The organism is Agromyces sp. NPDC058484, assembly GCF_042720415.1.
Lineage (GTDB): Bacteria > Actinomycetota > Actinomycetes > Actinomycetales > Microbacteriaceae > Agromyces.
Window position 1 is genome coordinate 18,541 of sequence record NZ_JBHXMP010000009.1, and the last position, 25,866, is coordinate 44,406.

Annotated in this window: 22 protein-coding genes, 1 tRNA gene and 1 pseudogene; 9 read left to right on the top strand and 15 right to left on the bottom strand. The window is 69.6% G+C overall.

Annotated elements, in window-relative coordinates; genetic code table 11:
* The first annotated feature begins 54 nt into the window (after positions 1–54).
* The 4 genes and pseudogenes from ACFWN7_RS08990 to ACFWN7_RS09005 form a co-directional block, all read left to right on the top strand.
* Positions 55–1,335, top strand: a complete 1,281-nt coding sequence (locus ACFWN7_RS08990) for an extracellular solute-binding protein (protein ID WP_376938467.1) — start codon at positions 55–57, stop codon at positions 1,333–1,335.
* A gap of 142 nt (positions 1,336–1,477) precedes the next feature.
* Entirely contained in the window at positions 1,478–2,254 is a 777-nt protein-coding gene (locus ACFWN7_RS08995) for a carbohydrate ABC transporter permease (RefSeq protein WP_376938468.1), read from the top strand.
* On the top strand, positions 2,251–3,078 hold the full coding sequence (locus ACFWN7_RS09000) for a carbohydrate ABC transporter permease (RefSeq protein WP_376938469.1): 828 nt from the start codon (positions 2,251–2,253) through the stop codon (positions 3,076–3,078). The genes ACFWN7_RS08995 and ACFWN7_RS09000 overlap by 4 nt, the downstream gene beginning before the upstream one ends.
* Positions 3,079–3,352: 274 nt before the next feature.
* Positions 3,353–3,813 (top strand): annotated as a pseudogene (locus ACFWN7_RS09005) (IS5/IS1182 family transposase); the annotation flags it as partial.
* A 142-nt stretch (positions 3,814–3,955) separates the two neighbouring features.
* On the opposite strand, the gene ACFWN7_RS09010 reads toward ACFWN7_RS09005, so the two are convergent.
* Positions 3,956–4,026, bottom strand: a tRNA-Gly gene (locus ACFWN7_RS09010).
* A 73-nt stretch (positions 4,027–4,099) separates the two neighbouring features.
* On the opposite strand from ACFWN7_RS09010, the gene dcd reads away from it, so the two are divergent.
* Both dcd and ACFWN7_RS09020 read left to right on the top strand, forming a co-directional pair.
* Positions 4,100–4,705, top strand: coding sequence for a dCTP deaminase (gene dcd / locus ACFWN7_RS09015; RefSeq protein ID WP_376938470.1), 606 nt, complete (start codon positions 4,100–4,102; stop codon positions 4,703–4,705).
* Positions 4,706–5,032: 327 nt separating this feature from the next.
* On the top strand, positions 5,033–5,770 hold the full coding sequence (locus ACFWN7_RS09020) for a hypothetical protein (protein WP_376938471.1): 738 nt from the start codon (positions 5,033–5,035) through the stop codon (positions 5,768–5,770).
* A 61-nt stretch (positions 5,771–5,831) separates the two neighbouring features.
* Here ACFWN7_RS09020 and fdxA read toward each other — a convergent pair whose 3' ends face one another.
* From fdxA to ACFWN7_RS09080, 12 genes are all read right to left on the bottom strand, one after another.
* Positions 5,832–6,182, bottom strand: coding sequence for a ferredoxin (gene fdxA, locus ACFWN7_RS09025; protein WP_376938472.1), 351 nt, complete (start codon positions 6,180–6,182; stop codon positions 5,832–5,834).
* Entirely contained in the window at positions 6,179–7,651 is a 1,473-nt protein-coding gene (locus ACFWN7_RS09030) for an FAD-dependent oxidoreductase (protein ID WP_376938473.1), read from the bottom strand. The genes fdxA and ACFWN7_RS09030 overlap by 4 nt, the downstream gene beginning before the upstream one ends.
* On the bottom strand, positions 7,648–8,496 hold the full coding sequence (gene cobA, locus ACFWN7_RS09035; RefSeq protein ID WP_376938474.1) for a uroporphyrinogen-III C-methyltransferase: 849 nt from the start codon (positions 8,494–8,496) through the stop codon (positions 7,648–7,650). Before cobA ends, ACFWN7_RS09030 begins: the two co-directional genes overlap by 4 nt.
* Entirely contained in the window at positions 8,493–9,440 is a 948-nt protein-coding gene (locus tag ACFWN7_RS09040) for an ABC transporter permease (protein ID WP_376938475.1), read from the bottom strand. The genes cobA and ACFWN7_RS09040 overlap by 4 nt, the downstream gene beginning before the upstream one ends.
* Entirely contained in the window at positions 9,430–10,173 is a 744-nt protein-coding gene (locus ACFWN7_RS09045; RefSeq protein ID WP_376938476.1) for an ABC transporter ATP-binding protein, read from the bottom strand. Before ACFWN7_RS09045 ends, ACFWN7_RS09040 begins: the two co-directional genes overlap by 11 nt.
* Before the next feature lie 8 nt (positions 10,174–10,181).
* On the bottom strand, positions 10,182–11,306 hold the full coding sequence (locus tag ACFWN7_RS09050; RefSeq protein WP_376938477.1) for an ABC transporter substrate-binding protein: 1,125 nt from the start codon (positions 11,304–11,306) through the stop codon (positions 10,182–10,184).
* A complete protein-coding gene (locus ACFWN7_RS09055; RefSeq protein ID WP_376938478.1) occupies positions 11,303–12,658 on the bottom strand; it encodes a sulfate adenylyltransferase subunit 1 in 1,356 nt (451 codons plus the stop codon). The genes ACFWN7_RS09050 and ACFWN7_RS09055 overlap by 4 nt, the downstream gene beginning before the upstream one ends.
* A complete protein-coding gene (gene cysD / locus ACFWN7_RS09060; RefSeq protein ID WP_376938479.1) occupies positions 12,658–13,581 on the bottom strand; it encodes a sulfate adenylyltransferase subunit CysD in 924 nt (307 codons plus the stop codon). The genes ACFWN7_RS09055 and cysD overlap by 1 nt, the downstream gene beginning before the upstream one ends.
* Positions 13,578–14,297: a phosphoadenylyl-sulfate reductase gene (locus ACFWN7_RS09065; RefSeq protein ID WP_376938480.1), complete on the bottom strand. Its 720-nt coding sequence runs from the start codon at positions 14,295–14,297 to the stop codon at positions 13,578–13,580. Before ACFWN7_RS09065 ends, cysD begins: the two co-directional genes overlap by 4 nt.
* Complete coding sequence (locus tag ACFWN7_RS09070) at positions 14,294–16,264, bottom strand: nitrite/sulfite reductase (protein WP_376938481.1); 1,971 nt, start codon at positions 16,262–16,264, stop codon at positions 14,294–14,296. The genes ACFWN7_RS09065 and ACFWN7_RS09070 overlap by 4 nt, the downstream gene beginning before the upstream one ends.
* A 380-nt stretch (positions 16,265–16,644) precedes the next feature.
* The gene (locus tag ACFWN7_RS09075; protein WP_376938482.1) at positions 16,645–17,394 is read right to left on the bottom strand and encodes a sirohydrochlorin chelatase; all 750 of its coding nucleotides are present in this window, start codon (positions 17,392–17,394) and stop codon (positions 16,645–16,647) included.
* A 4-nt stretch (positions 17,395–17,398) separates the two neighbouring features.
* Positions 17,399–18,337: an alpha/beta hydrolase family protein gene (locus ACFWN7_RS09080; protein ID WP_376938483.1), complete on the bottom strand. Its 939-nt coding sequence runs from the start codon at positions 18,335–18,337 to the stop codon at positions 17,399–17,401.
* A 125-nt stretch (positions 18,338–18,462) separates the two neighbouring features.
* On the opposite strand from ACFWN7_RS09080, the gene ACFWN7_RS09085 reads away from it, so the two are divergent.
* Positions 18,463–19,113: a TetR/AcrR family transcriptional regulator gene (locus tag ACFWN7_RS09085; RefSeq protein ID WP_376938484.1), complete on the top strand. Its 651-nt coding sequence runs from the start codon at positions 18,463–18,465 to the stop codon at positions 19,111–19,113.
* Between the two features lie 43 nt (positions 19,114–19,156).
* Here the strand turns inward: ACFWN7_RS09085 and ACFWN7_RS09090 are convergent, their stop codons facing one another.
* Together ACFWN7_RS09090 and ACFWN7_RS09095 are read right to left on the bottom strand one after the other, a co-directional pair.
* Positions 19,157–21,058: a substrate-binding domain-containing protein gene (locus ACFWN7_RS09090; protein WP_376938485.1), complete on the bottom strand. Its 1,902-nt coding sequence runs from the start codon at positions 21,056–21,058 to the stop codon at positions 19,157–19,159.
* A 54-nt stretch (positions 21,059–21,112) separates the two neighbouring features.
* Entirely contained in the window at positions 21,113–21,667 is a 555-nt protein-coding gene (locus ACFWN7_RS09095) for a hypothetical protein (protein ID WP_376938486.1), read from the bottom strand.
* Between the two features lie 279 nt (positions 21,668–21,946).
* Here ACFWN7_RS09095 and ACFWN7_RS09100 point away from each other — a divergent pair, with 279 nt between their 5' ends.
* Positions 21,947–25,171 (top strand): ExeM/NucH family extracellular endonuclease, encoded by a 3,225-nt coding sequence (locus ACFWN7_RS09100; protein WP_376938487.1) that lies wholly within the window; start codon positions 21,947–21,949, stop codon positions 25,169–25,171.
* A gap of 33 nt (positions 25,172–25,204) precedes the next feature.
* The gene (locus tag ACFWN7_RS09105; RefSeq protein WP_376938488.1) at positions 25,205–25,798 is read left to right on the top strand and encodes a nucleoside deaminase; all 594 of its coding nucleotides are present in this window, start codon (positions 25,205–25,207) and stop codon (positions 25,796–25,798) included.
* Positions 25,799–25,866: the final 68 nt, after the last annotated feature.

A 25,866-nucleotide genomic window follows, 5' to 3' on the forward strand; every position in this document is an offset into this window, starting at 1 on the left:
GGCGCTGCTCAGCGGTCGCAATGATGCGGCCATTCCCCCGGGAGGAGAACAGAGATGGTCAAGTGGAGGAAATCCACAGTTGTAGTGCTCGCAACTATCACTCTTCTGGCGGTGTCGGGATGCGGGCGGACTGAAGCGGATGAGAACTCTGCCGCGGCGGGTCCGATCTCGGACGGCCCGGCGACCGGTGAACTCTCTGTCTGGGCGCTTGGCGCTGGCGGCGATGCGCTGAAGGAGATCGCGGAGGACTTCGAAGCCATCAACCCGGAAGTCAAGGTCAACGTCACCTCGCTCGCGTGGGAAACAGCACACGACAAGATCGCAACCGCCATTGCCGGCGGTACCACCCCCGATGTCACCCAAATCGGTACGACGTGGATGGGTGAGTTCGCCGGCACGGGGGCGCTCGACATCACTCCAAGCAGCATGGAGACGCCCACGCGGTTTTTCGATAGCGCTTGGGAGATGATCGGCGTAAACGGAACGAACTACGGTTACCCCTGGTACGCCGACACCTTCGCGTACTATTACCGCGCTGATCTCGCAGAGAAGGCTGGTGTCAAGCCTCCCACTACTTGGGCGGAACTGATGACCTTCACGAAGGCGCTGCAGGGCGCGGGCGCAGAGTACGGAATCTATCTCCCGCCGTCGGGCTGGGACTGGCCCGCATTCACGGCGATCCCGATGGGATGGCAGGCAGGGGGTGCAGTGCTCAATGACGACGGCACTGAGTTCGCATTCGACACACCGGAGTGGCGAGAGGCCCTGTCGTTCTACAGCTCATTCTTCGAGGAGAGAGTTGCGGCACCGCGCGAGTACGCCTGGGGTGAGTGGGAATCTGCGATGGGCGAAGGCGTAATCGGATCCTTCATCGCAGGGCCTGACGACATCGGCACGCTGGAGGGTCTGACTCAGGGAGGGTTCGAGGACGGCAAGTTCGGTGTGACGGTGCTCCCCGCGGGCGAGGTCAATGGGCACTCGTACTATGGTGGTGGCAACCTCGCCGTGTTCAAGGACACTGAAAACCGCGATGCAGCCTGGAAATTCGTCGACTACCTGTCGCAGCCCGAGGCGCAGCAGAAACTTTACGAACTCGCCGGTAGCATCCCGGCATCCGTCGAGGCGTGGGAACTACCCGTGTTCAACGATCCCGAACTTCTCGTGTTCCGTAAGCAGTTGGAGGCGACGACACCGATGCCCTCCATCCCCACGATCACGGAGATCACCGCCGCGGTCGACGAGGCTGTGGCGGCGATAGTCAAGGGTGGAACCCCGGTCACAGACGCTGTCAGCGATCTCCAGGCGAAAGCTACCCGCATTGGCACAGGCAACTAACCAGACGGCCTCCCGAAATAGCGAACCCCCTGCCCGGCCCAGCAGCGCTTTTCGCTCATCACTGGCCGGCTGGGGCTTCTCGCTTCCATTCGTTCTACTCTTCCTCTTGTTTGTGCTGGGTCCGGTAGTTGGCTCCCTAGCGATGAGCCTGACGGACATGAGTAGTCGTGACACACGGAATCCTCTTAACGTCAACGTCGTCGGCTTTGAGAACTACATCGAACTGTTAGCCGATCCGGTGTTCGTGCGGTCTGCATTGAACACTTTGCTTTACGTCGGCGTATCGGTACCGGTGACTCTGGCGCTCGCGCTGGCGCTCGCATTGGCTGTCAACAGTGGTATCACGCGGTTCCGCACGGTGGTAAAGGTGGGATTCTACCTTCCTTTCGTGACCAGCATCGTCGGCATCTCAGTGATGTGGCGATTCATCCTCGCACCTGACTCCGGGCTCCTCAACGAGGCACTCGCCCTTTTTGGAGTTGGCGGTCAGGCTTGGCTGCAGAACGAAGGGACCGCGTTACCCTCGCTCATCTTCATCGTGATCTGGCGCAATGTCGGCATGATAATGATCGTCTTTCTCGCGGGGCTGCAGGATGTGCCGCATGAGATGCTCGAAGCCGGGCGGATCGATGGAGCTAATGCGTGGCAGCGCTTCTATCGACTGACACTCCCAATGCTCAGACCGACGACCCTGTTCGCGGCTGTGGCCATGAGCCTCTGGGTATGGCAGGTATTCGAGGAGCCGTATGTCATGACGCGTGGCGGGCCCTTGGACTCGACATCCTCGCTTTCCCTCTACGCCTTCGAAGAGTTCGGCTTCGGGAACTACGGTTCGGCATCTGCCGCTAGTTATGTACTTTTTGTTGGCGTACTCGCCGGCGTCATCCTGCTATTCAGGTTGTTGAGGCCGAAGACATGAAGCAGTTCAGCTCGATGTCGAGGTTGGTCATTTCGCTGGGGCTCGCTCTTGGGCTCCTGGTGATCATCGTGCCGTTCACGTGGCTCCTTGTGAGTTCCTTCAAACCGAACAGCGAGATCGTCACCTTCAATCCCGCCTTTTTCCCGATTGAGCCTACTTGGGACAACTACCATCTGCTCTTCCAGCGGATGTCGTTCGGCACCTTCGCACTCAATAGCGTCGTCGTAGCGGTGGTGACTACCGTCGGTAACCTGGTGTTCTGTACCATGTGCGGTTACGCTCTCGCGAAGCTGCGATTCAGGGGGTCGCGGTGGGTGTTTTATCTGGTCATGCTCACCCTACTGGTGCCGCCAGTCGTGACACTTGTGCCCCTATTCGTGCTGGTGGGCAATTTTGGTCTCGTAGACACACTGGCAGGGCTGATCCTCCCGTTCATCGTGGCACCCATTGGTGTCTTCCTGATGCGCCAGTTCATCATGTCGATCCCGGATGAGATGCTCGAGGCGGCTCGTATCGACGGGGCCGGGGAATGGAGGATTTTCAGCAGAATCGTCACCCCGTTGTGCCTACCGGGACTGTCGACGCTCGCAGTGCTCACGTTCCTCACCTCGTGGAACAGCTTAATGTGGCCGGCCGTGGTCGCCTCTAACGAAGACTCGTACACACTTCCTGTGGCACTGGCGCTATACGCAGTCGGGCAGCACTCGACCAACTATGGATTGTTGATCGCAGGTGCCGTGGTGGTCGTGGTGCCGATGCTCGCGCTCTTCCTCGTGTTGCAGCGGTATTTTATCCAGAGCGTCGCGACGACTGGCCTGAAGTGACGGGCATCCGAACCTAAGCCTGGATAAGGTGTACCCGACGCTGGCGTCGCCGCGGTAGGTGTTTCGGGCAGGACGAGGCTTGTGCTCGCGAGTATCCCGCACCCGGTAGTGTCGGGCAGATGACGGGTCCACCGGGAGGGTCGATGGGAGTTCTGCGCGTACCTTGATGTTACAGGTTGCGCGGATAGGTGACGGCGTGGCGTTCGGATAGGGCAGGCACGAGGCCTGTAAAACACGGTTTCGACGAAGAAATCGTCGTTGTCCCAGGAGCCTCGTGCCTGCTGTTTCATCTTCCATCATCGAACCCATCTGGACCCAGTTCGAGGCGTTGATCCCGCCGGTGATCGACGCTCACCCGTTGGGCTGTCACCGGCCGCGGATCCCGGACCGGGTGATCTTCGACAAGCTCGTGCAGGTCCTCGTGTTCGGCGCCGCGTACGCGAAGATCGCCGACACCAGCTGTTCAGCGACGACCCTGCGGCACCGCCGGGACGAGTGGATCGACGCCGACATCTTCACCGAACTGGAACAGCTCTGCCCGAACGCGTACGACCAGATGATCGGCCTCGAACTGGAGAACCTCGCCGTCGACGGGTGCATCGTGAAAGCACCCTGCGGTGGTGACGCGGCGGCCGTTCCCCCGTGGATCGCGGCAAACAGGGCACGAAACGCTCCGTCCTCGTCGACGGGCGGGGCATCCCACTCGGTTCGAACACGAATGCCGCGGACCCGCCTGCTCAGCTGAGCTGATCAACCTACATAACCACGGGGTGGTCAGCCCACGAAGTTGAGCGGAGCTGGCTCACGAAACAAACCAAACTCGGGGGCGTCGATGTGGCATCGAAAACCTCGACCTGATCAGGTAATATCCGCTCAGAGCCGATGACGGGAATCGAACCCGCGCTGTCTGCTTGGGAAGCAGAAGTTCTACCATTGAACTACATCGGCGTGCGGCATCCGTTGGATGCAGCGCTGACCATCGTAGCAAGCGATGCCGGCCCGCGTTGCTACGCTGGCACACGTGCTTCTCTCGGATCGCGACATCAGGGCGGAACTCGACAAGCAGCGCATCCGGCTGGAGCCGTACGAGCCCGGCATGATCCAGCCGTCGAGCATCGACGTGCGGCTCGACCGGTACTTCCGCCTCTTCGACAACCACAAGTACCCGTTCATCGACCCGGCCGAAGACCAGCCCGAACTCACCCGCCTCATCGAGGTGCGGCCCGACGAGCCGTTCATCCTGCACCCGGGCGAGTTCGTGCTCGCATCGACGTTCGAGGCCGTCACCCTTCCCGACGACGTCGCCGCGCGGCTCGAGGGCAAGAGCTCGCTCGGCCGGCTCGGCCTGCTCACGCACTCGACGGCGGGCTTCATCGACCCGGGCTTCACAGGGCACGTGACGCTCGAGCTGTCGAATGTCGCGACCCTGCCGATCAAGCTCTGGCCCGGCATGAAGATCGGCCAGATGTGCTTCTTCCGTCTCTCGTCGCCGAGCGAGCGGCCCTACGGCTCGGCCGAGTACGCGAACCGCTACCAGGGACAGCGCGGGCCCACCGCGTCGCGCTCGTTCCAGAACTTCCACCGCACCGACGTTGGCGTGACCGAGGCGGGTTCGGCCGGGCGTTGAGCGAGGCGGATGCCGCGGCCGGCTCGGCCGGGCGTTGAGCGAGCGGATGCCGTCGCCGCGCCGGTGAGCGCGACCGAGCGCGCCATCGCCCCGAGCCACTGGGCGTAGAGGAAGAGCCGCTCGTCGAGCCAGCGCTGCGCGCTCAGCACCGTGACGCCGACGCCCACCGCCGTGAGCCGCGTTCGCGACCCCACCAACTCGTCGACGACGGCGCTGTGCGGCACCCTGAGTAACCGCACCTGCATCCCGCCTCGTAGACTCCTACCGGAGAAACCCTGTTCGGGGAACGGGCCCGGTTCGTGGGCCGAATCGGCGGAAGGCTGCTTGGTGAGTACTGATGTGTTCACAGTGCTCGTCGTGTGCACCGGAAACGTCAACCGTTCGGCGCTCGGCGCTGTGCTGCTCGAGAGGTGGGCCGGATGGTACCTGCCCGCGCCGGTCGCCGCGCAGGTACGGGTGACGAGCGCGGGGCTCGGCGCACCGGTGGGAGCGAAGATGAGCCGTCGCTCCCGTGCGATCGCCGAAGCGCTCGGGACCGACGGCTCCGCGCATCGGGCCGCCCAGATCACGGAGCGCGCGATTCGCGCGGCTGACCTCGTCCTCGTCTCCTCGAGTGATCAGCGCGACGAGGTGCTCCGGCTCGTTCCAGCGGTGCTGCGCTCCACGTTCACGATCCGCGAGGCGGGCCGGATCGCCGATAGCCTGACCGAGCGATCGGCGCCCGACTCGGTCGACGAGATGCGCGCCCTGGTCACGTCGATCGCCGAGAAACGGTCGGTCAGGAGCACCGCCCACGGTGATGACGACATCATCGACCCGCAGGGCAAGGGCGACGAGGCGTTTCGTCTCATGGTGCGCCAGGAGGTGCCGCCGCTCGCCCGCGTCGCACAGTCGCTGTTCGGGATGCCGCCCGCCGAGGTCGCTGCCTACGATGCTGCAGCCGAGGCCGCGGAGTTCTCGTTCGGCGGTGCGCAGCGAGTGCCTGCGGATACCGATGCTGAGGCGGATGCGGTCGCGGGTGCGGATGCCGCACGGCCGCGCCCGCGGGGGCGGCGCCGGGCGTGACGCCATGCGGCGGGCAGGATCGAGCAGCCCCGGGTGTCCAGCGAAACGCCGAGGCTCTGGCTCAGGCGTGTGTCCCCGCCTGCATCGGCAGCGCCGCCACCAGCGGGTGATCGAAGTCGAGGGGCCCCACCTTCGCAGCGCCGCCGGGCGAGCCGAGCGCTCGCTCTGAGCCGGTCGAGATCTCGAAGAACTCGACGTTGGCCTTGTAGTAGTCGGACCACTCGTCGGGCAGGTCGTCTTCGTAGTAGATCGCCTCGACCGGGCACACCGGCTCGCAGGCGCCGCAGTCGACGCACTCGTCGGGGTGGATGTAGAGCGAGCGCTCGCCCTCGTAGATGCAGTCGACCGGGCATTCGTCGATGCAGGCGCGGTCTTTGACGTCGACGCACGGCAGCGCGATGACGTACGTCACGACAGGGCCAGGACGTCGGCGCGCGAGATCTCGACCTGCTCGTCGCGGGGCACGACCTTCACGCGCTCGCGAATCACATCGGCGTACGCGGCGGGTGCCTCGAAGTCCTCGCCGAGCCGGCGCTCGTGCGCGTCGAGCTCCAGCCATCCGGCCCAGGTCGTGAAGCGGATGCCGCGGGCCTCGAGCAGCTCGAAGATGTCCTCGCTCGCTGAGCCTGCCGAAGCGAGCGTCGCGCGGCGGGGAGCGTTCCCTTCGACGGGCTCAGGGAACCCGAAGTCCGCGAGCAGGTGCGTGACGGTCTCGAGCGCGTCGCCCTTGGTGTGCCCGATGAGGCCGACGGGACCGCGCTTGATCCAGCCGGTGGCGTAGACGCCCGGGATGGGGGTGCCCGCGGCATCCGTCACCCGTCCGCCGTCGTTGGGGATGACCGCGGTGCGCTCGTCGAACGGCACACCCGGCACCGGCGAGCTCGCGTAGCCGACCGCACGGTAGACGGCCTGCACGGGCACGTCGACGAACTCGCCCGTGCCCTCGACCGAGCCGTCGCCGACGGGGCGGGTGCGCTCGAAGCGCACGCCTTCCACACGCGACGAGCCGAGCACCTCGACCGGCGCGTGCAGGAAGTGCAGGTGCAGGCGACGTCGCGGTCCGCGGCCGGTCCCTTCGGCAGGCTCAGGGACCTCGGCGGGCTTGCGCCAGCCGTTGAGCGTGCGGGTCATCACCTTGACCTGGTTGTTCGAGGCCAGCAACTGGTCGGCGTGCGGATCGTCGGCGGCCCGCTCGAAGTCGTCGTCGTAGACGATCACGTCGACGCCCGGCACCTCGCCGAGCTCGCGCAGCTCGATCGGGGTGAACTTCACGTGGGTGGGGCCGCGCCGGCCGAACACGTGCACGTCGGTCACGGGCGACGCCTCGAGTCCGGCGACGACGTTGGCCGGGACATCCGTCGAAAGCAGGTCCTTCGGATGCCTCGCCAGCACGCGCGCGACGTCGAGCGCGACGTTGCCGTTGCCGATGACCGCGATCTGCTCGGCCTCGAGCGGCCACTCGCGCGGCACGTCTGGGTGCCCGTCGTACCAGGCCACGAGATCGGCGGCGCCGTAGGAGCCCGGCAGGTCGATGCCGGGAATGTCGAGCGGGGCGTCCTTCAGGGCGCCGGTCGCGAAGATCACGGCGTCGTACCGGGCACGCAGCTCGTCGACCGTCACGTCGCGGCCGACCTCGACGTTGCCGATCAGGCGGATCGTTTCCGCGTCGAGCATCTCGTGCAGCGAGTTCACGATGCCCTTGATGCGCGGGTGGTCGGGCGCGACACCATAACGGATGAGGCCGTACGGCGCGGGCAGCGACTCGAACAGGTCGATCGCGACCTCGCCGCCCGACTCGGTCACCTGGCGGTGCAGGATGTTGCCGGCGTAGATGCCGGCGGGGCCGGCTCCGACGATCGCGATGCGGAGGGAGAGGGTCATTGCTGTTGTGCCTTTCGGTTGAGGGAGAGCGCCTCGGTGCTGATGGCCTCGGGGGCGTAGGGGCTGAGGGTCACGACGTCGCCGACTACGACCACGGCGGGCGAACGGATGCCGCGACGCGCCGCCTGCAGCGCGATCGTGTCGAGCGTGCCGACGGTGACGCGCTGGCGCGGCCCGTAGCCGTCCTCGATGATCGCGACGGGGCATCCGCCGCCGCGCTCGCCGCGCGCGAGGGTGATCGCGGAGTTCGCGAGCGTGCCGATGCCCATGAGGAGCACGACGGTGTGGTCGCGCCCGCCGCCGAGGGACTGGATCTGGTCGTGGCCGGTGACGACGGTGAACGTGGTGGCGAACCCGCGGTGCGTGAGCGGAATGCCCGCGATCGCGGGCACCGAGATCGCGCTGGTGATGCCCGGCACCACCTCGACGTCGACGCCGGCGTCGCGGCAGAAGGCGAGTTCCTCGCCGCCGCGTCCGAAGATGAACGGGTCGCCGCCCTTCAGGCGCACGACCTGCTTGCCGTCGCGGGCGAGGGCGACGAGCAGTTCGTTGATGGCGTCTTGCGGCACGGCATGGTGGCCGGGGAGCTTGCCGACGTCGACGACCTCGGCGCGGAGTTCGACCCCCTCGGCGGCGAGGCCGTCGAGCACGCCGCGGGCGCCGAGCCGGTCGGCGACGATGACGTCGGCGGACTCGATCGCGCGCAGGCCCCGGATCGTGAGCAGGCCCGGGTCGCCGGGGCCGGCGCCGACGAGGGTGACCCGCCCTGGCGCGCCCCCCTCCCGAGTTGCCCGAGTTTGTGCAAATTCGGGCAACTCGGTGGGGGTGTTCGGGGTGTGGGTCACTTGGCACCTCCTTGGAGCAGGCCGCGGCGACGGAGCATCCGTCGCTCGAGCGGGGCGAAGAAGACGAGTTCGATGAGGATGCCGATCGCGAGGATCACGAGAATGGTCGCGAGCACTCCGGCGAGGTCGGCGAGCTCGCGGCTCTGGTCGAGCATCGAGCCGAGGCCGAAGCCGATCGTGCCGCCCACGGCGATGATCTCGGCGGCCATCAGCGAGCGCCACGAGAACGCCCAGCCCTGCTTGAGGCCCGCGACATAGCCTGGAAGGGCGGCGGGGAGCACGACGAGCGTCGCGAGGCGTCCCGGTCCCGCGCCGAGCACCGTGCCCACCCGCCGCAGCTGCGGCGGCACCTGGTCGACGCCGGCGATGAGTCCATTCACGATCGACGGCGTCGCGCCCATGAGCACGACGAAGTACACCGTGGCATCCGACAGCCCGAACCAGATGACCGCGGCCGGTACCCACGCGACCGACGGCAGCACCTGCAGGCCCGAGATGATCGGGCCCATCGCGCGGCGCAGGGGCTTCACCTCGGCGAGGAGGAGGCCGAGCGGGGTGCCGACGACGATCGCGATGAGGAATCCGAGCACGCCGCGCTCGAGGCTCGTGGCGACGGCGAGTTGCAGGCGGCCGGATTCCCACGCCTGCGAGATCGCGGTCACGACGTCGAGCGGGCCGGGCACGATGTCGGGGCGCGGCTGGGCGATCGCCACGTAGGCCTGCCACGCGGCGACGAGCGCGACGACGAAGACGATCGGCGGCACGACGCTCGTGGTGAAGCGACGCCAGGGGTTCGGCGCGCGCTCGGGGTCGGTCTGCAGGCGGTCGAGGCCGGCTTCGAGGCTGCGGAGGTCGTGGTCGTCGCTCCCTGAGCTCGCCGAAGGGAGCGTGGCGTCGGGGGTCGCTTCGACGGGCTCAGCGACCGATACGGTGTCATGCGGCATTTCGGCGGATCTCCTTCCGGAGCTCGGCGGTGATCTCGATCGAGAGCGCCGCGACCTCGGGCGACTCGATGCGGCGCCCGGCCGTCGAGTCGATGCGCCACTCGCCTGCGACCCGGCCCGGCCGGCTCGAGAGCAGCACGACGCGCTGCCCGAGGCGCGCGGCCTCGCGCACGTTGTGCGTCACGAACACGATCGTGCGGCCGGTGCGGCGCCACACGCGTTCGAGCTCCTCGTGCAGCAGGTCGCGCGTGATCGCGTCGAGGGCGGCGAACGGCTCGTCCATGAGGAGCACGGGCCGGTCCTGTGCGAGGGCGCGGGCGAGGGCGACGCGCTGGCGCATGCCGCCCGAGAGCTCGTGCGGGCGCTTCTCCGCGGCATCGGCGAGGTTGACGGTGTCGAGGAGTTCGAGCGCCTCGCCTCGCCGGGCCGCCCGCGCGACGCCCCGAAGGCGCAGCGCGAGTTCGACGTTCTGTCGGGCGGTGAGCCACGGCATGAGCGCCGACTCCTGGAACATCACGGCGGCGCCCTCGGCGGGTACGTCGATCGTGCCGGCTGTCGGCCGGTCGAGGCCCGCGATGAGGTTCAGCAGCGTCGACTTGCCGCAGCCCGAGGCGCCGAGGAGGCACACGAACTCACCCGCCTCGATCGACAGGTTCACGTCGTCGAGCACGAGCGGACCGGCGCCGAAGCGCTTGCCGAGCTGCTCGATGCGGATGGCCGTCTGACCGTTCATGGTGCGCCCTACTCCTCGCCGAGGCCGCCGGCGGAGACCGGCTCTGCCCCGTCGCCGGACGCCGAGAGCAGCTCGTTCAGCAGCCGCAGGTCGAACAGCCCGTCGATCGAGCCCTCCTTCTGCGTGCCCGCCTCGAGGCCGTTCTCGACGAGGGTCTCGAACGTCTCGGCGTGCGGGTCGAACGAGAAGGTCACGTGCTCGAGTGCGCGGGTGATCACGGCGTCGGCGAGCGGCTTTCCGGTGTCGGCCTCGATGACCGAGTTGATGACACCGGCCGCCTCGTCGGCGTGCTCGGCGAGCCAGTCGACGGATGCCACGTGCCCCTCGAGCAGCGCCCGCACCGTCTTGGGGTGCTCGGCGAGGAACTCGGCACGCACGAGCAGCACCGTCGTCGGGAACTCGCCGTCCTCCCAGAGGTCGGTCTCGTCGACGAGCACGTGCGCGCCGTTGCCGCCGTCGGCGAGGAGCCGCGAGACCCAGGGCTCGGGCAGCCATGCCCCGTCGAGGCCGCCCTGCTGGAAGAGCGTGAGGGTCTGCGCGTTCTCGGTTGGCGTGATGTGCACGTCACCGCCGCCCGTCGTGTCGGTCGTGTAGCCCTCGTCGGCGAGCCACGAGCGCAGCGCGACATCCTGCGTGTTGCCCAGCTGCGGCGTCGCGAGCGTGGCGCCATCGAGGTCCCTCACCGAGTCGATGCCGTCGCGCACGACGAGTGCGGCGCCGCCCGTGGCGGCACCGGCGACGATGTGCGCCGACTCGCCGCCCGACTGGATGAACGTGTTGATCGACGGGTTCGGCCCGATGTACGCCGCGTCGATCGCACCGGCCGAGAGCGCCTCGATCGCGGCGGGGCCCGCGTTGAAGACCTGCGTCGTGAGCTTCGTGTCGCCGAGCGCGCCCTCGAAGAGTCCCTCCTCGAGTCCGACGAGCGCCGGCGCGTGGGTGACGTTCGCGAAGTAGCCGAGTCGCAGCTCCTCGGCGGGGCCGGCCGAGCCCGAGGCATCCGTCGCCTGACCGGCCGCCGCCTGCGGCGCGCAGCCGCTGAGAGCGAGCACGGCGACCGCGACGATCGCGGTGGCGAGCATCATGCCGCCGACCAGGCCCAAGCGAGTGCGGACGCGGGATGTCGCGTTCATGCTGCTGCTCCTTCGGTGGTGGCGGTGCGGGCGGGGGTGGCCGTCGCGGATGCGGCGGGGTCGGTGACGATCGCGGCCGCGAGGGTCGCGCCGTCCTGGGGGTGGATCACGAGGAACGCACCCGCACGTCGGTGGTCGGCGTACGGCTCGACGGCGAGCTCGGCCGCGAGCCTGAGCTCGACCTGCCCGATGTCGTTCGCCTCGAGGTGGTCGGTGGGCTCGAGCGCGAGCGTGGTGAGGTCGCGACGGCCGCGCACGGCGGTGACGAGCGCCTGCACGGTCTGCGTGCCGCTCTTCACGAGCACGCGCGCTCCGGGCGCGAGCGGCCTGGGGTCGAGCTGGAACACGGATGCCTCGAGCTCGCGCCGCGGCGCGGGCAGCGATCCGGATGCCGCGATCACCGCACCCCTGGCCGCATCGAGGTCGTCGGCGAGGCGCAGCGACACCGACTGCGGGGCCGACGCGGATTCGAGCGACACGTGCCCCGCGTCGATGCCCGTGACGACCGTCGTCGCCCCGCCGGGGAACACCGCCACCTCGTCGCCGACGCGCACGGTTCCCGACGCGATGCGTCCGGCGAAGGCGCGATAGTCGCGGTACGACTCGGTGTCGTCGACGTCGTGCGCCAGCGCGCCCTGCGGGCGGATGACGAGCTGCACCGGCATCCGCAACGCTTCGAGCTCGGATTCGAGCTCGTCGAGCGACGGCAGTGTCTCGAGCAGCTCGAGCAGGCTCGGGCCGTCGTACCAGGGCGTGTTCGCCGAGCGCTCGACGATGTTGTCTCCCGCGAGCGCGGAGACCGGGATGACGTGTGCCTCGGGCAGGCCGAGGTCGCGCGCGAGCGCGGAGACATCCGTCGCCACCGCCTGGAATGCGGCCTCGTCGTAGCCGAGCAGGTCGATCTTGTTCACCGCGACGACGACGTGCGGCACGCGAAGCAGCTGCACCACCGCGAGGTGGCGGCGGGTCTGCTCGAGCACGCCCTTGCGCGCGTCGACGAGCACGACGACGGCGTCGGCGGTTGCCGCGCCGGTGACCATGTTGCGGGTGTACTGCACGTGGCCGGGGCAGTCGGCGAGGATGAACGACCGCCGACCGGTCGAGAAGTAGCGGTAGGCGACGTCGATCGTGATGCCCTGCTCGCGCTCCGCACGCAGGCCGTCGGTGAGCAGCGCGAAGTCGATCGCTCCGGGCTCGCCGCCGAATCCGCGCTCGGCGCTCGTGCGGGCGACCTGCTCGAGCTGGTCGGCCAGGATCGCCTTGGAGTCGTGCAGCAGCCGGCCGACGAGCGTCGACTTGCCGTCGTCGACCGAGCCGGCGGTCGCGAAGCGGAACAGCGTCGAGTCGCTCATCAGAAGTACCCGTCCTTCTTGCGATCCTCCATGGCGGCCTCCGAGATGCGGTCGTCGGCGCGGGTCGCGCCGCGCTCGGTGAGGGTCGAGGTGGCGACCTCGGCGACGACCTCGGTGACGGATGCCGCGTCCGACTCCACTGCGCCGGTGCAGCTCATGTCGCCGACGGTGCGGTACCGCACGGTGCGGCGCTCCACCTGCTCGCCGGGCCGCGGCGGCGACACCTCGGAGACGGCGCGCCACATGCCGTCGCGGGCATACACTTCGCGTTCGTGCGCGTAGTAGAGCGGCGGCAGTTCGATGCCCTCGCGCTCGATGTAGCGCCACACGTCGAGCTCGGTCCAGTTCGAGATCGGAAAGGCCCGCACGTGCTGGCCGACGGTGTGGCGGCCGTTGTAGAGGTCCCAGAGCTCGGGGCGCTGGTTGCGCGGATCCCACTGGCCGAACTCGTCGCGCAGGCTCAGGATGCGTTCCTTCGCGCGAGCCTTGTCCTCGTCGCGCCGCGCGCCGCCGAAGACGGCGTCGTGGCGGCCCGCGGCGATCGCGTCGAGGAGGGGCAGCGTCTGCAGCGGGTTGCGGGTGCCGTCGGCGCGCTCGTGCAGGCGGCCGTCGTCGAGGTAGTCCTGCACGCTCGCGACCTCGAGGCGCAGCCCGAGGCGCTCGACGGTGTTGTCGCGGAACGCGATGACCTCGGGGAAGTTGTGCCCGGTGTCGACGTGCAGCACCGGGAACGGCACGCGCGCCGGCCAGAACGCCTTCGCGGCCAGGTGCAGCACGAGCACCGAGTCCTTGCCCCCCGAGAACAGCAGCACGGGCCGCTCGAACTCGGCGACGACCTCGCGGATGACGTGGATCGCTTCGGATTCGAGGGTGTCGAGCGCGTCGAGGCGCTCGCCGGTGAGGATCGTGTCGGTGACGCTCATAAGTGCAACCCGCATTCCGTCTTGGCGAGGCCGGCCCAGCGGCCCGACCTCGGATCCTCGCCCGCCGCGACGGGCTTCGTGCACGGCTCGCAGCCAATGGAGGGGTAGCCGTGCGCCATCAGGAGGTTCACGGGCACCTGGTGCGCACCGGCGTAGTCGAGCAGCTCGTCAAAGGTCCACGCCGCGAGCGGGTTCACCTTGACGAGGCCGTTGCGCTCATCCCACGTCACGAGCGGCGTGCTCGTGCGCGTCGGCGCCTCCTCGCGGCGCACGCCCGTGAACCACAGCTCGTACCCGCCGAGCGCTCGCTGCAGCGGGGCGACCTTGCGGCGTGCGCAGCAGAGCCCGGGGTCGCGTGCGAACAGCCCGGCGCCGAACTCCGCGTCCTGCTCGGCCACGGTCTGCTCGGGCAGCACGTCGACCACTCGCACGTCGAGCGAGCGGGCGACCTCGTCGCGCGTCACGTGCGTCTCGGCGAAGTGGTAGCCCGTGTCGAGGAACAGCACGTCGACGCCGGGCAGCCGGGCGGCGACCACGTGCGGAAGCACGGCGTCGGCCATCGAGCAGGCGACCGCGGCGGCATCCGCCTGGAAGTTCTCGGCGACCCAGGCCACGACCTCGTCGGCGGATGCCTCGGGCCCGCCTTCGGGAGAGAGCAGCGCGCTGCCCGACTCAGCCAGTGCGCGCAGCGCGTCGGCGGAACGGCGAGTGTTCATCGCAGGGCCTCCTCGTCGGCGCGGTGCGCCCATTCGGCGAAGGTCTCGTCGGCGGTCGCGTCGCGGTCTTGGAGGAAGCGCCGCACCACCTTCTCGACGTAGTCGGCCAGGCCCTCCGCGGTGACCTTGAGGCCGCGCACGGTGCGTCCGGTGCCGGCCTCCTCGCGCGTGGCCGATGCGAGGCCGCCGCCGAGGTGCACCTGGAACCCTGGCGTCTGCCCGCCGTCGCCGTCGGGGAGGAGCTGGCCCTTCAGCCCGATGTCGGCGGTCTGAATGCGTGCGCACGAGTTGGGGCATCCGTTCACGTGCAGGCTGATCGGATGCGGCAGGTCGATGCCCGCGAGCCGGGCCTCGAGCGCGAGCACCGCCTCGGTCGCCGTCTGCTTCGTCTCGACGATTGCGAGCTTGCAGAACTCGATGCCCGTGCACGCGATCGTGCCGCGGCGCAGCAGGCTCGGGCGCGCTTGCAGTCCGAGCCCGTCGAGCTCGGCGATCACCTGCTCGACCGCGGCTTCCTCGATGTCGAGCAGCACGAGCTTCTGGTGCGGTGTGGTGCGCAGGCGCGTCGAGCCATGGCGCCCGAGCAGGTCGGCGACCGCGGTGAGCGTCGAGCCCGAGACTCGGCCGACGAACGGGGTCACGCCGATGTAGAAGCGGCCGTCCTTCTGACGGTGCACGCCCACGTGGTCGCCCTGCGCGCGCGGCTTCGGTGCCGCCGGGCCGTCGGGAAGCGCAGCCCCGAGGTACTCGGTCTCGAGCACCTCGCGGAACTTCTCGGCGCCCCAGTCGGCGACGAGGTACTTGAGGCGGGCCTTGTTGCGCAGGCGCCGGTAGCCGTAGTCGCGGAAGATCGAGACGACGCCCTCCCAGACCTCGGCGACGCGGGCGGGCTCGACGAACGTGCCGGCGCGCACGGCGAGGTGGGCCGCCGTCGAGAGTCCGCCCCCGACCCACAGGTCGTACCCGACGCCGAGCGTCGGATGCTCGACGGCCACGAACGCGACGTCGTTGATCTCGTGCACGACATCCTGGCTGGGATGCCCGGTGATCGCGGACTTGAACTTGCGCGGAAGGTTCGCGTAGGCGGGGTCGCCGATGTACTTCGCCTGGATCTCCTCGACCGCGGGCGTCGGGTCGATGAGCTCGTCGGCCGCGATGCCGGCCACGGGCGAGCCGAGGATGACGCGGGGCACGTCGCCGCACGCCTCGGTGGTGCCGAGCCCCACGGCCTCGAGGCGGCGCCAGATCTCGGGCACGTCCTCGACGCGCACCCAGTGCAGCTGCACGTTCTGGCGGTCGGTGAGGTCGGCGGTGTCGCGGGCGAACTCGGTCGAGATCTCGCCGATCACGCGCAGCTGCGCGGTCGTGAGCTGCCCGCCGTCGATGCGCACGCGCAGCATGAAGAACTCGTCCTCGAGCTCGTGCGGTTCGAGCGTGGCGGTCTTGCCGCCGTCGATGCCGGGTTTGCGCTGCGTGTAGAGGCCCCACCAGCGGAACCGGCCGTGCAGGTCGGTCGGGTCGATCGACTCGAACCCGCCCTTCGCGTAGATGCGTTCGATGCGCTCGCGCACGGCGAGGCCGCCGTCCTCCTGCTTCCACACCTCGTTCGCGTTGAGCGGGGCCGTGCCGTCGATCTTCCACTGGCCGTGGGGGCGGGAGGCGGGGCGGGCGGGGCGCGTGGGGCGGTCGGAGCGCGTGGGGCGTTCGGCGTGCGTGGGGCGGTCGGCGCGCGTGGGGCGTTCGGCGTGCGTGGGGCGGTCGGCGCGCGCGGGGCGGTCGGCGTGCGTGGGGCGGTCGGCGCGCGCGGGGCGGTCGGCGTGCGTGGGGCGGTCGGCGCGCGCGGGGCGTTCGGCGTGGGCGTCGCGGCCCGGGCGGGCGGGGCCGACAGCACGCTCGGTGCGGGTGCGCGCAGTCGCGGCATCCGTCGTCGTCTCTGTGGTCGCGGCATCCGTCGTGGGTGTCGTCACGGTCGCTCTCCTTCCTCGGCCGGGCACCCGAGCGGGTGCGTGGGGTCGAAGCTAGGCGACGTCGGTCGCCGCCGACAGCCCGTGTGTCATGCCCGGTCATGTCGTGTCGCATAGCGTCACACGGCGTCGCGAATCGCAACCAGCGAGCGGTACCCGGGGTTCCCTGTTCCGGCTGACTGTTCCGGCCGGCTGTTCCGGCAGGCTGTTCCGGCAGGCTGTTCCGGCAGGCTGTTCCGGCCGGCTCATGTGAGGTCCGCCTCACGTGAGGCGGGTCTCACACGATGAAATCGGCTGGCAGATTCCGGCGAGCGGGCCGGAGGGCTTGGGCGAGCGGCCGACGGGTCGCAGGCGAGGGAGGGCCGAACCGGGTACGAGGCCGGTCAGCTCAGGCGAGCGGATGCCGCGGCGTAGCGGTCGAGCACGATCTCGACGAGTTCGGGGGGCGCCGGCTCGCCCGGCACGAGCAGCGGCCGGGCCGTGACATCCGCTCCGGCGCGACGAGCGAGGTCGTCGAAGTATCCGGGAGCGAGCAGGAAGTTCGCGAGCACGACACGAGGCGAGCGAGGCGCGCCGCTGCCCGCCGCCCGCCGCGCCGCGTCCACCGCGCCGGGAAGGGCGGGCTCGGCGGCCGAGAGGAATCCGACGGTGACCTCGCGAGCGGATGCCGCAGCGAGGCGCCCGGCCATGTCACGGCAGTGTTCGACCGCGCGCCGGTCGCTCGACCCTGCGACGGCGAGCACGATGCGGTCGTCGTCGCGGAGCCCCGCCTCGGTGAGGCGCCGCAGCAGCACGGTCGCGAGCCGGTCGTCGGGTCCGAGCGCGGCGGCGAGCACGACCGGCCGGTCGGATGCCGCGGCGACCGCCTCGGTGAGGTCGACGTGCACGTGGTAGCCCGCCGAGAGCAGGAGCGGCACGACGACCGTCGGCTCGCCCGGGTCGAGCGAGCCGAGCGTCGCGGGCACGTCGGGTTGCTCGACGTCGACGTGTCCGAGCCGCACCGACGGCGCGGCATCCGGATACCGCATCGTCACCTCCGCCGCGACGGCGTCACGCAGCCCGCGCACGGCGCGCCGGCCGTCGGGCGATGAGGTGCCGTGGGAGATGCCGACGAGGGCGGGCTGGCGATGCATCCACTCATCGTGGCAAGCGGACGACCGTCTCGGCATCGTTGTGTCGAAGTGCGACATCGAGCGCGGCGAGCCCGCCCGTGGCGAACGCGGTGACGGCGTCGAGCGTCGGATCGACGCCGAGCACGCGGGAATGGCCCGCGCCGTCGGTGAGCACGAGCCGCGAGCGCTCGCCGTGCGCCTCGTGCAGTCGCAGCGATTCGGATGCGGCGACCTCGCGATCGCCGCGGTCGTGTACGACGAGCAGCGGCACGTCTGCCGGAAGCGGGTCGGCGACCGCGTCGAAGCGAGCGTACGGCTCGTCGATGTCGGGGAGCACCCGTCGTGCGAACTCGCGCGCGAGCACGTCGGCGCTCGCGCGCCCGATGCCGACGCGAGCGGCGAAGGAGTCCACGAGGTAGCGGGCGTCGGCCATGCCGGCGATGGCGACGACGCCCCCGGTCGCGGTGCCCTCGCGCACCGCGGTGAGCGCGGCGAGCGCGCCGAACGAGTGGCCGATGATGAGCCGGAACATGCCGTGCCGTCGCTGCAGCTCGTCGATCGCGGCGCGATAGTCGCGGATGTCGGTGCGCCGGCCCGCCGAGTCGCCGTTGGCGGGCGCGTCGAACGCGACGACGCGGTACCCTTCGGCCCGGAGCTCGCGCACGATCGCGCCGAACTGCGATGCCCGGCCGCGCCAACCGTGCACGAGCAGCACCGTCTCGGGGCCGTGTCCCCAGGCGTAGGTCGCGATGTCGCGTCCGCGAACGGTGATCGTGCCGCGCTCGGCGTGGTCGTGCACCGCGCGGTCGGTCGGGCGCACCGGCAACGGCGGGCGCACCCGCCGGAAGAGGGGTAGGGCGAGACGCCCCGCGAGCGCGGGGGAGATGCGGTCGGCGGCGCGCACGGCGGTGACGGCGACGGTGGTGACGGCGACGGTGGTGACGGCGACGGTGGTGGCGTTCATGGCGGCCTCCGGTGGTGCATGTCAGGCGGATATCTGGCGGATGCCGGATGCCTCGCGACATCCGTTCAATGAATACGAACGATCGTGCTTACACTATACGAACGTTCGTGCGTAAAATAAAGAGCATGACCGAGATCGACGGACGACGCCTGCGAGGAGCTGCCTCGCGCCGCGTCGTGCTCGCGAACGCGGTCGACATCGCCTCGGTCGAGGGCCTCGACGGGCTGTCGATCGGCCGCCTCGCCACGGCGGCGCGGGTCAGCAAGAGCGGCGTCGCCACGCTCTTCGGCACGAAGGAGCGGCTGCAGCTCGCCACGGTCGAGGCGGCGTCGCAGCGGTTCCGCGAGACCGTGCTCGAGCCCGCGCGGGCCCGGCCCCGCGGCATCCGTCGCATCGTCGCCCTGCTCGACGCCTGGATCGCGTATTCCCGCGACCGGGTGTTCCCGGGCGGATGCTTCTTCAACACCGCCGTGGCCGACTTCGACGCCAAGCCGGGGCCGGTGCGCGATGCCATCGCCGATGCGCTCGAGAGCTGGAACGGCTACCTGCGATTCTCGCTCGGCTACGCGGTCGAGCTCGGCGAGCTGGACGCCGACGCCGACGCGGCGCAGCTCGCGTTCGAGTTCACGGCGCTCCTCGAGTCCGCGAACTCCCGCTCGGTCATGACCGGGTCGAACGAGCCATACCGTCTCGCGCGCCGCGCGCTCGTGTCACGCCTGCTCGCCGTCGGCGCCGATCTCGACGTGCTGCGGCCGCTCGCCGAGCACGGCGACTGAGGCGCTGCGGTCAGCGCGGGCGGGAAGCTCGCCGCATGACAGGTCAGAAGCTCGTCACGAGGTCGCCGAGCACCTCGCTCACCTTCGTCGGATCGGTCGCGTCGTAGTAGTGGGCGCCGGTCGCGCTCGAGATCGACTGCAGCGTCGCGACATCCGCGTCGGCGCCGTAGGCGAGCGTGAAGATGAGCACCGGGCTGTGGTGGTGCAGCTCGTTCAGGTTCGCGATCATCTGCTCGGCGGTGACCGAGGGACCGAAGTACTCGTTCTTGCCGTCGCTGAGCAGCACGATCGCGTTGATGCGGTCGGGGTCCCAATCCGCGGCGCGCTGACGCGCGAACTCGTCGACCGCCGCGAACAGCGGCGTGAACTCGATCGGCCGAAGGGCGCCGAGCGCCCGCAGGAATCCCGCACGCCCGCTGCCGATGTCCTCGACCGGGCTCACCAGTCCCGGGGCGATGGGGCCGACGTCGTCGGCCGAGAACGCCGCGAGGCCGACGTTGTCGCCCGGCGTGAAGTGACCGAGCGCCTGCGTGATCGCGTCCTTCGCCGCGGCGAGCTTCGTGTCGCCCGTGACGATCGGCTCCTCCATCGAGCCCGAGACGTCGAGGAGGAAGAGCACCTGGGCGCGTTTGCGCACCTCGGGGAACGCGGCATGCGCCTCGCGGAGCACGCCGGCTCCAGGGAACGGCAGGGCCCCCGACGGGTCCGCGGTGAATCCGCCGACCTCTGCGACCAGGGGGTCCAGCTCATTGTTGAGGTCGCGATAGCCGGACTCGCGCACGATCTGCTGCCCCTGCTGCGTGCCGGTGAATCGGATGAAGTCCTCTGCGGCAGCGGTCTCGCGGTCGTCGATCCACGAGCCGGTGAGCAGCACGGCGGGGTTGTCGGCCACATAGAATCCGTCGGCCGGGTAGATCGGCACGAGCTTCTCCGCCGGCGGCTCGCCCTCGACCCGGGTAACGCCGTCACGGCTCGTGATACCGCGGTTGTAGTCCCACACCGACTTCTCATCGACGATCACGGCCGAGAGGAAGTCCGCCGCGGAACCCTGCTCCTCGGCTTGCCGCGCGTGCCAGAGGAAGTGCTCGGGGGTGGCCATGTAGTGGCTCGTCGCCAGCTCGTGCTGCCTGACCCCCTCGGTCACCTCGTCGTCGGCGATCTGGCTCACCGTCAGCTCTCCGATGGAGCCCGCCTCGGAACCGTACGACGTGAGCAGGGCCGCCTCGCCGGAGCTCGCGATGAGCGGGCTGGTCTTCCCGAGTTTGAACGCCCCCCACTCGGGATGCCCGAGGTCGCTCCACGCATTCTCGTTCGCGGCGGCCGCGAAGACGTCGTCCCAGCTCGGGGGCTCCGCGTCCCAGCCGATCGCGGATGCGAGAGATTCGGGCATGGCGAGCACGATGTCGGATGCCCCGAGGCTCGTGCTCTCGGGCGGCACGGTCACGCCGCCGCCGGTGTTCCGGGCGATCGAGACCCACGAGCTCGCGTCGGGTGCCCACACGATCGGGCGCTGATCCTCGGGCAGCACGTTGAACGCCTCCGCGGCGTTCTCGGCGGCGACACCCGACTTCTCCTTCGTCGCGACGACCGTCACGCAGTTCCCGTCGATGTCTCGCGGCTGCGCGTTGTAGCCCTCCGCGAGCCTCGACACCATCTCGGCGTTCTCGTACGAGGAGAGCACCGTCACGGTCGTGCACGGGGCGTCGCCGGCTGCCGTGGCCGGCTCGTCATCGGGAAAGGCGATCGGCTCCGCCGGCTCGGCTGTGGCGTCCGTATCGGATGCTCCGCTCTGAGCCCCGACGATCAGTGCGGTGGTCACGCCGCCGGCGGCGAGGAGGAGCACGACGGCGCCGGCCACGATCGCCCACCCGTTGCGGCGGCGTCGCTGCTGCTGCTGCTGCTGCCGGCGGCGGTCGCGCCGCAGGTGCGCGCCCTCGGTGCTCATATCGCCGAGCCTATCCCCCGTAGGAGGGCCGGCCCAAGCCGACCCGTCCGTCGCTCAGGTCGTCGAATTGAGCATTCCGATGATCACGGCCGTCCACCACGCGACTTGGGAAACGACGGCGCTCGCGACGTACCAGGTGCGAGCCTTCCGGGGCAGCGCCCGGAAGCGCAGCTTCCGCGGGAACCGGGAGAGGCGATCGGTCCACCGCGTGAGCGCCACGCCGTTCAGTGACGCGATGAGCACGGCGCCGAGCTTGACGAATGTGGCCGGTGATGCGAGGTCGGGCTGCAGCAAGGCGCCGCTCGCGAGCAGACCGACGAGTCCGGTCCAGATCGGGAGCTTCATGGTGATGTCGATCCTCGCGACGTCGCGCACGGAACGCCACTCGGTCGCCCAGAGCAGCCCGTACCATTCCACCGCCAGCACCGCGCCGAGGCTGACGACGAGCGAGGCGAGGTGGATGAAGAGCGCGATGGCATGCAGCCATCCAGGCGGTGTCAGCGTGGCGCCCAGCCAGATCGAGGCCGCCCATCCGGCGGTGATCACGACATAGGCGATCGCCCGCCGGCGTTGCCGTCGTCGCTGCTTCGCCTTGAGGGTCATGGTCACCGGGGCCCGACCTCTCCGCTCTTCGCGCTCGTGTGTTTCCGCCCCCACGTTCACACTACCGAAGCGTCGGCGGGGGATGAGCGGATGCCGCGGCCCTCGTCTGACGAGCCCGGGCCCGCATTGCTCAGATGTGCATCACCGCCGCGGCATCCTGCACATCTGATCGCTTCATCGACCGTTCACGCGCGTAGGCCTTCCGCATCGCGTCGCCGCTCCCATAGTCTGGCGAACATTGCGGGGCCAACGAGGGTGCCCGTGCAGTGAGGCTGGGGAGTCCAGATGCGTCGCTTCGTCCGTCGTTCCACTGTCACCATCGCCGCGGCATCGCTGCTAACGGTCGGCCTGTACGCGGCCCCGGCCGCGGCGGCCGACCCGCCGAGCGATCTCATCATCAGCGAGTACGTCGAGGGCAGTTCGACGAACAAGGCGGTCGAGCTGTACAACCCGACCGACACGAGCATCGATCTCACGCAGTACGCGCTGAGCGTGTACTTCAACGGCAGCACCACCAGCACCGACCACGCGCTGGCCGGCGCGGTCGCCGCCGGCGGCACCTTCGTGTTCGCCGACAACCTCCTCGCCGCATACGCCGACCAGACCACCGGGGCCGGCCTGTGGAACGGCGACGACGCGGTCGTGCTGAGACGAGGCGCCGCGGTCGTCGACTCACTCGGCCAGGTGGGGGTCGACCCCGGATCGCAATGGGGCGCGGACCTCGTCTCGACGCAGGACAATACGCTCCGGCGAGCCGGGTCGGTGTGCGCGGGCGACACCGACCCGAGCGACGCGTTCGATCCGGCAGCCGAGTGGGAGGGCCACGCACAGGACACCTTCGACGGGCTCGGTTCCCACACCGCCGACTGCGGCGACGCGCAGCCCGCCGCCCCCGTGATCAACGAGTTCTCGGCGAGCACCGCGGGCACCGACGTCGAGTACGTGGAGCTGCTCGTCGAGCCCGGCACCGACGTCAGCGGCTACGCCGTGCTCGAGATCGAGGGCGACACGACGAGCTCGAACGGCTCGCCCACCCCGACGGCTCCCGGCACCGCCGACGAGGTGATCACATTCGGCGCCCCCGACGCCGACGGTCGCGCGCTCGCGTCCCTCGCCGCGAACACCCTCGAGAACGGCACGATCTCGCTGCTGCTGGTCACCGGCTTCGCCGGTGCGGTCGGAGACGACCTCGACGCGAACGACGACGGCGTCCTCGAGCTCCCCGACGGCGTCGCCCTCGTCGACGCGGTCGCGGTCGACGACGGCACGACGGGCGACGCGACGTACGGCGGCGTGACCCTCGGGGTCTCGTACGACGGGCTCGCCTTCGCCCCCGGCGGCGCATCCCGCATCCCCGACGGCACCGACACCGACTCGACCGCCGACTGGGTGCGCAATGACTTCGACCTCGCCGGCATCCCCGGAAACGTCGGCACCCTCATCGACGGCGAAGCCGTGAACACTCCCGGCGCCGAGAACTCGACGACGATCGTGGTCGACCCGCCCGACGAGGCGGATTGCGAGGCATCCGTCGTCTCCGTCGGGTCGGTGCAGGGCTCGGGCGACGTTTCGCCGGTGGCAGGTCAGACCGTCGAGATCGAGGGCGTCGTCGTCGGCGACTTCCAGACCGGCGGGTTCGACGGGTACTACCTGCAGGATGCGGGTGACGCGGATGCCGCGACATCCGACGGCGTCTTCGTCTTCGCGCCCGGCGGGGTCGATGTGGCCATGGGCGATGTCGTGCATGTCGTCGGCTCGGTCAGCGAGTTCTTCGGCATGACGGAGGTCACGGCCGACGCCGTCGCGGTCTGCGAGACCGGAGCGGCCCTGCCCGACCCCGTCGAGTTCACGCTCCCCGCCGGCCCCGAGGCCTACGAGCCCCTCGAGGGCATGCGCGTGACGCTGCCGCAGCCGCTCGTGATCGGCGAGACCTTCGAGTTCGCCCGCTTCGGCCAGCTCACACTCGGCACCGAACGGCTGAACCAGCCCACGGCGATCCATGACGCCGGGTCTCCTGAGGCCATCGCGCTGGCCGAGGCGAACGCACGCAACGCGATCACGATCGACGACGGGCGGAGTGCACAGAACCCCGACCCGGCCATCCACCCGAACGGCGAGGTCTTCACCCTCGACAACACGTTCCGCAGCGGCGACGTCGTGCAGAACGCCACCGGCGTGCTCGACTTCCGCTTCGACCTGTGGGCCGTGCAGCCCACCGAGGGCGCCGACTTCACGGTCGCGAACCCGCGCCCCGAGGTGCCCGAGGTCGGCGGCACCACCACGGTCGCGAGCTTCAACGTGCTGAACTACTTCACGACGTTCGGCTCGCGCGGCGCAGACGACCAGGTCGAGTTCGATCGCCAGGAGGCGAAGATCGTCAGTGCGATGTCGCAGCTCGACGCCGACATCTTCGGGCTCATCGAGATCGAGAACAACGGCGGCACCGCGCTGAACACGCTCGTCGACGCGCTCAACGAGGTGATGGGCGCGGGCACGTACGCCGCGATCGACACCGGCGTGCTCGGCACCGACGCCATCACGACCGCGCTCATCTACAAGCCGGCCGAGGTTGCGCCGGTCGGCGACTTCGCGGTGCTCGACTCCTCGGTCGACCCGCGGTTCCTCGACGACAAGAACCGCCCGGTGCTGGCGCAGACGTTCACCGACCTCGGCACCGGCGGCGAGATGACCGTGGCGGTCAACCACCTGAAGTCGAAGGGCTCCTCCTGTGAAGATGTCGGCGATCCGACCGACCCGAACGGGCAGGGCAACTGCAACGGCGTGCGCACGGCCGCGGCCGAGGCCATGGTCGACTGGCTCGCCGGCGACCCGACGGGTCAGGGCGCGGGCCGTGAGCTGATCATCGGCGACCTGAACTCGTACGACCACGAAGACCCGATCCAGGTGCTCACGGCTGCCGGGTTCACCGATCTCGAGAAGCAGTTCCACGGCGAGGAGGCGTACTCCTACGTGTTCGACGGCCAGCTCGGATACCTCGACTACGCGCTCGCAGGCGCCGACCTGGTCGACGAGGTGACGGGGGCGGCCGCCTGGCACATCAACGCCGACGAGCCGACTCTGATCGACTATGACATGACGTTCAAGAAGGATGCCCAAGACGCGCTCTTCGCGCCCGACGCGTTCCGCTCGAGCGACCACGACCCGGTGCTCATCGGCCTCGACCTCACGCCGCCCGACACGACGGCGCCCGAGCTCACGGTCAGGGCAGACCCGTCGGTCATCTGGCCGCCGAACAACAAGTGGCGCACGGTCACGATCGACGTCGAGGCGAGTGACGACTCGGGCGAGGTGTCGTGGGCCCTCGTCGAGACACGCGCCTCGGGCAACAGGAAGGCGGCGATCGAGGTCGTCTCCGACACCGAGGTGAGGGTGCGCGCCTCGATCTGGTCGACCTACACCCTCGTCTACGAGGCAACGGATCCGAGCGGCAACACGACGACGCGTGAGGTGAAGGTGCGGGTCACGCTGCTGCCGTGGCACCGGTTCTGATGCGAATGTCACGGGCGCGGCAGAATGGGCAGCATGGATGCCGCGCTCGCCACCGCCTTCTCCGTCGCGCTTCCGGCATGGCTCGTCGACGATCTCGACGGTATCTCGGCCAGGCCGCTCGCCACCGCCCCGCAACGGATGTCTCTTGCGAACGAGCTCGCGGACCGCAACTGGCGTGCGGGCAACGGCGGCCCGTTCGCGGCGATCGTGGTGGATGCGGCATCCGGAGCGCTCGTCTCGGTGGGTGTGAACGTCGTACTCGAGAGCGGACTCAGCGCGACGCACGCCGAGGTGATGGCGCTGAGCCTCGCGCAGCGGGCGCTGGGCAGGTGGGACCTCGGCGCCGACGGCGCGGAGCTCGAGCTCGTCGTCAACTGGCGCCCGTGCGTCATGTGCTACGGCGCGACGATGTGGTCGGGTGTGCGTGCCCTCACGATCGCCGGCGAAGGCGCCGAGGTCGAAGCGCTCACCGGCTTCGACGAGGGGCCGATGCCCTCGGACTGGGCAGGCGAGTTCGAGCGGCGAGGCATCCGTGTCTCCGTCGGCGTCGGTCACGACGACGCGATCGAAGTGTTCCGCGCATTCGGGGCATCCGACGCCGTGGTCTACAACGCGCGGGGCAGCTGATCGTCTTCCATCCGCGTCCAACAGTGGGCGTGCGAACGATAGCGGGGTCGACCGGTCGGCATCCGGAG

Bases quoted from the DNA above. Each gene is read 5' to 3' on its own strand.
- ACFWN7_RS08990 (WP_376938467.1), top strand. From the start codon at position 55: ATGGTCAAGTGGAGGAAATCCACAGTTGTAGTGCTCGCAACTATCACT.
- ACFWN7_RS08995 (WP_376938468.1), top strand. From the start codon at position 1,478: ATGAGCCTGACGGACATGAGTAGTCGTGACACACGGAATCCTCTTAAC.
- ACFWN7_RS09085 (WP_376938484.1), top strand. From the start codon at position 18,463: ATGACCGAGATCGACGGACGACGCCTGCGAGGAGCTGCCTCGCGCCGC.
- ACFWN7_RS09050 (WP_376938477.1), bottom strand. From the start codon at position 11,306: ATGAACGCGACATCCCGCGTCCGCACTCGCTTGGGCCTGGTCGGCGGC.
- ACFWN7_RS09065 (WP_376938480.1), bottom strand. From the start codon at position 14,297: ATGAACACTCGCCGTTCCGCCGACGCGCTGCGCGCACTGGCTGAGTCG.
- ACFWN7_RS09055 (WP_376938478.1), bottom strand. From the start codon at position 12,658: ATGAGCGACTCGACGCTGTTCCGCTTCGCGACCGCCGGCTCGGTCGAC.
- ACFWN7_RS09105 (WP_376938488.1), top strand. From the start codon at position 25,205: ATGGATGCCGCGCTCGCCACCGCCTTCTCCGTCGCGCTTCCGGCATGG.
- ACFWN7_RS09090 (WP_376938485.1), bottom strand. From the start codon at position 21,058: ATGAGCACCGAGGGCGCGCACCTGCGGCGCGACCGCCGCCGGCAGCAG.
- ACFWN7_RS09100 (WP_376938487.1), top strand. From the start codon at position 21,947: ATGCGTCGCTTCGTCCGTCGTTCCACTGTCACCATCGCCGCGGCATCG.
- ACFWN7_RS09040 (WP_376938475.1), bottom strand. From the start codon at position 9,440: ATGCCGCATGACACCGTATCGGTCGCTGAGCCCGTCGAAGCGACCCCC.
- cysD (WP_376938479.1), bottom strand. From the start codon at position 13,581: ATGAGCGTCACCGACACGATCCTCACCGGCGAGCGCCTCGACGCGCTC.
- ACFWN7_RS09045 (WP_376938476.1), bottom strand. From the start codon at position 10,173: ATGAACGGTCAGACGGCCATCCGCATCGAGCAGCTCGGCAAGCGCTTC.
- ACFWN7_RS09075 (WP_376938482.1), bottom strand. From the start codon at position 17,394: ATGCATCGCCAGCCCGCCCTCGTCGGCATCTCCCACGGCACCTCATCG.
- ACFWN7_RS09080 (WP_376938483.1), bottom strand. From the start codon at position 18,337: ATGAACGCCACCACCGTCGCCGTCACCACCGTCGCCGTCACCACCGTC.
- ACFWN7_RS09000 (WP_376938469.1), top strand. From the start codon at position 2,251: ATGAAGCAGTTCAGCTCGATGTCGAGGTTGGTCATTTCGCTGGGGCTC.
- ACFWN7_RS09030 (WP_376938473.1), bottom strand. From the start codon at position 7,651: ATGACCCTCTCCCTCCGCATCGCGATCGTCGGAGCCGGCCCCGCCGGC.